This window comes from Bacillus sp. LR_5 (assembly GCF_042709275.1).
Map to the genome: position 1 here is coordinate 1 of NZ_JAVAXX010000360.1, position 5,484 is coordinate 5,484.

5 protein-coding genes are annotated in these 5,484 nt (G+C 46.8%); 1 reads left to right on the forward strand and 4 read right to left on the reverse strand.

Translation table 11 applies throughout. The annotated features are described in order from the left end of the window. On the forward strand, positions 1–126 hold a 126-nt coding region (locus RAC86_RS34575; protein WP_377886625.1), incomplete at its 5' end, for a DUF2929 family protein. Positions 127–172: 46 nt separating this feature from the next. Here RAC86_RS34575 and RAC86_RS34580 read toward each other — a convergent pair. From RAC86_RS34580 to RAC86_RS34595, 4 genes are all read right to left on the reverse strand, one after another. Next, positions 173–352, reverse strand: coding sequence for a YjzC family protein (locus tag RAC86_RS34580; RefSeq protein WP_003245356.1), 180 nt, complete (start codon positions 350–352; stop codon positions 173–175). 86 nt (positions 353–438) lie between these two features. Continuing rightward, complete coding sequence (gene argF, locus RAC86_RS34585) at positions 439–1,398, reverse strand: ornithine carbamoyltransferase (RefSeq protein ID WP_095843628.1); 960 nt, start codon at positions 1,396–1,398, stop codon at positions 439–441. Then, the gene (locus tag RAC86_RS34590; protein WP_377886622.1) at positions 1,386–4,478 is read right to left on the reverse strand and encodes a carbamoyl-phosphate synthase (glutamine-hydrolyzing) large subunit; all 3,093 of its coding nucleotides are present in this window, start codon (positions 4,476–4,478) and stop codon (positions 1,386–1,388) included. The genes argF and RAC86_RS34590 overlap by 13 nt, the downstream gene beginning before the upstream one ends. Next, positions 4,471–5,484 (reverse strand): carbamoyl phosphate synthase small subunit (locus tag RAC86_RS34595; protein ID WP_377886624.1); only part of this gene is annotated, 1,014 nt, incomplete at its 5' end. The genes RAC86_RS34595 and RAC86_RS34590, both read right to left, overlap by 8 nt.

The window sequence follows — 5,484 nt, forward strand, 5'->3', positions numbered from 1 at the left end:
GTTGCAAGCATGAACAGCGTTACGTATAATTTCAAAACATCATCTGTCATTGCTGTTGTACTGTATGTCTTAATCATGGTTTTAGCAGAAATCATGCCTATGAACAAAAATGCAAGCCAGCATTAAAAAGCCAAAAAACCCAAAACATTTATTGTTTTGGGTTTTTTAGTGGTCACGGCTTTCTTTTGTAGGTCCACAGCCGGTTGTGGTTTGATGTTTCGGGGAACATTTCCCCTGCTGACAGATGGACCTTTTGAGGGTTTTTAACCATGCTCCCTGTCTCGCCGATTTCTACGTAGACACCGTTATTAGGCGCTTTCTGTCCAGGCCGGAATTGGTGCTGCTGTCCCACTGTTTTTCCTCCTTTTCCTTTTTGCTGTAGTATGCGCCTAAGCGGCTGTGAATATGTTGCCATCAAAAAAAACTGCTGAGTTTGGCTCAGCAGTTTTTTGATGATTCCCCTTTGTATAAAATGGCCTTCAGCAATGCTTTTTGCACATGAAGACGGTTTTCCGCCTGCTGGAACACTGCAGAGTTCGGCCCGTCAATAATCTCCGCAGTCACTTCTTCCTCGCGATGCGCAGGGAGACAATGTAAAAATGTATAGTCAGGCTTGGCATGGCTGACCAGCGACGCATTCACCTGATAAGGCGCAAAGACAGCAAGACGTTCTTGCTCCTCCGCTTCCTGCCCCATGCTTGTAAACACATCAGAATAAATCACGTCCGCGTCTTTTACAGCTTCAATCGGATCATCTGTCAGCGTGATAGAAGAGCCGGATTGAAGTGCATATGTTTTTGCCGCTTCAGCTGCTTCATCTAACACTTCATATCCCTTTGGCGAAGCAATCGAGATATCACAACCCATTTTCGCGCAGCCGATCATCAAGGAGTGCGCCACGTTATTTCCGTCACCGATGTATGCGACTTTTACGCCTTTAAGCTTCCCTTTTATCTCCTTAATCGTCAAGAGATCCGCCAGCGCCTGGCATGGGTGGTATTTATCGGTAAGTCCATTGATCACCGGAATGTCAGCTTCTTTGGCAAGTTCCTCCACCTTTTCATGTTCAAAGGTCCGGATCATAATGGCATCCACATAGCCTGACAGCACTTTTGCCGTATCAGCGACAGTCTCACCGCGCCCCAGCTGCAGATCTTTCTGGCTTAGAAAGAGGGCGTTCCCGCCGAGCTGCGCCATGCCCGCTTCAAATGAAACACGTGTCCGCGTTGATGATTTTTCAAAAATCATCGCCAAGGTTTTGCCATGGAATATAGGCTGAATTTTGTTTTGTTTCAGCTCACCGGCCTCTGCCAGCAAGGCGTTTATATCCTCTTCACTAAGGTCCTTTAACGTTAATAAATCTTTTCCGTATAAACTGGTTTGCGTCACTGTGTGCATGATGCCACTTCCTTTTTATAGAGGTCTTTGAGAGATACAGGCTGCGGATGGCCTGAACCGCTTTGTAAAAACGCCCGCACAGTTTCTTCTTCTGTAAAGACGGGGATGCCGTGCGTCATGGCTTCCAAACGTTCTATGCGTGCTTCTTCAGAACCGCTCAGATTGATGTGGAGCGATTTTTCTTCTTGTTCCATCCATGAGGCAAATGTCCCTTCATGAACGGTAAAACCTGCGTTTTCTGCTAACTCCTGCACATCTTCCGGAACGTTTTGCAAATAAATGCTTCCTTTTTGACTCCAGACTCTTGTATAGATTTTTTTCAAGGCGCTGTTAGAATCATATGCGACACACATGCCTTCTCCCGTTGATTTCATTTCCGGCCCAAGCTTGATATCGACATCCTGGATCGCATGAGAAGAAAAAACAGGGAACTTCACGGCAACTCCATGATGATTTTGAACTGCCGGATCTAGATCTTTTAAGGACGCTCCCGCCAGCAGACGTGTGGCGAGCGGAATCATCGGAACGCCCATTACTTTGCTGACGACAGGCACCGTGCGGCTCGCTCTCGGATTCACTTCAAGAACGAGTATGTTTCCATTGTCGATCACAAATTGAATGTTCATGATGCCTTTAAATGAAAGTTTTCGGGCAATTTTTTGTGCCGCATCTTTCATGCCCTGCTGCAGCCCGCTCGTGATGGACGGTCCGGGAAGAATGGCAAAGCTGTCCCCTGAATGGACACCTGCCCGTTCAATATGCTCGGTATATGTCGGGATAAAGACATCCTCGCCGTCGGAAATCATATCAATTTCGACTTCCTTTCCAGACACATACTGATCAATCAAAATCGGGTATGGCATGCTGTCCTCATCATTCAGCAGCTGAGAAAGCTGGGCTTGCGAGTCAACAATGATCATGCCCATTCCGCCGATAACATAAGATGGGCGGATTAACACCGGATAGCCGATCTCACTCGCTTTTGAAGCGGCTTCTTCTTTTGTATAGGCAATTTCTCCTTTTGCGTGCTTCAATCCCAGCTCATCAAGAAGCTGATAGAATTGATCCCGATCCTCTAACACGTCGAGCGTTTGAAATGATGTGCCAAGAAGAGTAATGCCGGCTTTTTCGAGCGCTTCAGCAGCATTGATTGCAGTTTGACCGCCGAATTGCACAATTGCAAAATCAATATTTTCCTGCTCCGCCACATTTACAATATGCTCCGTTGTCATTGGTTCAAAATACAAGCGGTCCGCAATTTCATAATCGGTGCTGACTGTTTCCGGGTTATTGTTAATCATGATGGTTTCGAATCCAAGCTCTTGCAGTGTCAGCACACCGTGAACAGCACTGTAATCAAATTCAACGCCTTGGCCGATCCGAATCGGGCCTGATCCGATAATGAGCGCGCGTTTTTTCTCTTTGCGGCTGATGTCTCCATCGGTTTCTCCAAAATATGTGGAGTAAAAATAGTTTGTTTTCGCATCAAACTCTGCCGCGCATGTATCTACGATTTTAAAGGAAGGCGTAATGCCCATCTCCTTGCGAAGCGCGCGCACCTCTTCCTCTGTTTTGCCGATCAGCGAGGCAATCGTTGCATCTGAGAATCCCTTTTCCTTTGCTTTCTTCAATAATTCAAAAGAGAGATCGCTCCCTGCTTCCATCAGGCGGTTTTCCAATTTGATGATGTTGTCAAAGGTATGAAGGAAAAACAGATCAATTTTTGTTTTTTCATGGATGTCATCAATCGAGACGCTGCGGCTCAACAGCTCCATGACAACGAAAAATCTGCGGTCATCCGGAGTGATTGCCAAATCCCATAGCGTATCAATTGACAACCCGCTGAGCTCTGGAAGGTGTGTGCCGATATTTTTTAATTCAAGCGACGCGGCTGCCTTCTGTATTGCCGCTTCTAAATTCCGTTCAATCGCCATCACTTCACCGGTGGCTTTCATTTTTGTGCCAAGCTTGCGGTCTGCGTTTTTGAATTTATCAAACGGCCAGCGCGGAAATTTGACGATCACATAGTCCAGTGCCGGTTCAAAGCTTGCGTAAGTCGAGCCTGTGAGCGGATTTTTCAGCTCGTCAAGTGTGTATCCGACTGCCAGTTTCGCGGCCATCTTCGCAATCGGATAACCGGTCGCTTTAGATGCGAGAGCCGATGACCGGCTTACACGCGGATTCACTTCAATGACGTAATATTGCTTGCTGAATGGATCAAGCGCGAATTGAATGTTGCAGCCGCCTACGACATCAAGTGCTGAGATGATCGTCAGACTTGCTGTCCGTAGCATTTGATAGTCTTCGTCTGTCAATGTTTGTGACGGCGCCACAACGATAGAGTCACCTGTATGCACGCCGACCGGGTCGATATTTTCCATATTGCAGACGGTAATGCATGTGTTATTGCTGTCACGCATGACTTCATATTCAATTTCTTTAAAGCCGGCAATGCTTTTTTCGACAAGGCATTGATTGATCGGACTTGCTAATAGCGCCTGTTTAATCATAGCTGTAAAGGCTTCTTTATCAGGGGCGATTCCTCCGCCCTTTCCGCCTAATGTGTAAGCCGGTCTGATAATAACAGGAAAACCGATGGATTCCGCAAAATGGAGGGCATCGGCCTCGTTATCAACAATTTCACTCTCCGGCACGGGCTGTTTTAATTCATTCATTAACGAACGGAATTTTTCCCGGTCTTCTCCTTTTTGTATCGTTTCAACGGATGTGCCGAGGAGTTTGACGCCGTGCTCTTTTAAAACACCCGTTTCTTCAAGCTCCACCGCTAAATTCAACGCGGTCTGACCGCCTAAATTGGCAAGAAGCCCATCAGGCCGTTCTTTCTTAATGATGGCTGTCAGGCTTTCTGCTGTCAGAGGCTCAAAATAAATTTCATCAGCGAAGGCTTCATCAGTCATAATTGTCGCCGGATTGCTGTTGACGAGAATGACCCGGTAGCCCTCCTCCTTCAGCGCGATGCACCCTTGAGTGCCTGAATAATCAAATTCTGCCGCCTGCCCGATGATGATCGGGCCTGAGCCGATTACTAATATGCTTGAAATACTGGTGTCTTTAGGCATGCGCGATTTCTCTCCTTGCTGGTATCACATTCTTTAGATAATCATCAAAAATCCATTCGCTTTCCGCAGGTCCGGGATGGGCTTCCGGGTGGAATTGAACACTCATGACAGGCAGTTTTTTATGGGCAAGCCCTTCAACTGACGTATCATTGACATGATGAAACCTGATCGTGAGCTCTTCTTCATTAATCGACTGTTCATCAACCACATAGCTGTGGTTTTGGCTTGTCATAAAGACCCGTTTCGTCTCACGGTCGATGACCGGATGATTAGCTCCCCTGTGCCCGAATGGCAGCTTAAAAGTATTCCCTCCAAACGCGAGCGCGATCAGCTGATGTCCGAGACAAATGCCGAGAGTCGGAAAGCGACTGATGATGCTTTTGATCTTTCCTAAATATGGCTGAATGGCTTTCGGATCTCCAGGTCCGTTCGATAGCACAATGCCATCGGGTTTGATGTTGTATACGGCCTCCATTTGCTGGTATGGCACCACAGTAACCTTGCAGCCTCTTTTGACAAGTGATGATGCGATTGACTTTTTATAGCCAAAATCAATGAGAGCGATATGTTTATTCCCGTCGCCGAATGTGCTGATTTCCTGGGCTGAAGCCTGCTCTGCCACATTCTCGGGTTGAAGGGCAATCTCAGCTCCTTCTTTAGAGGCTGTGACTGTTGCACCCATCGTCCCGTTTGCCCGAATTTTCTTCACGACAGCCCTCGTATCAACATGGGTTAACAACGGAATGTTCCATTTCTGTAAATACTCCTTGAGGCTGTATACCGCTTCATAATGAGAAAAGTGATCACACGCCTCATAGACAACCGCGGCTTTTACTTGCGGTTTCTTGCTTTCAAAGTCCTTTTCATTTATGCCGTAGTTGCCAATCAGCGGGTAGGTAAATACAATAATCTGTCCCTTATACGATGGATCTGTCAGCACTTCCTGGTAGCCTGTCATTCCTGTGAAAAAAACAGCTTCTCCCGTACAGTTTTCATGACCGTCCAG

Excerpts from the sequence above, each read along its gene's own strand:
- RAC86_RS34590 (WP_377886622.1), bottom strand. The coding sequence starts at position 4,478 with ATGCCTAAAGACACCAGTATTTCAAGCATATTAGTAATCGGCTCAGGC.
- argF (WP_095843628.1), bottom strand. The coding sequence starts at position 1,398 with ATGCACACAGTGACGCAAACCAGTTTATACGGAAAAGATTTATTAACG.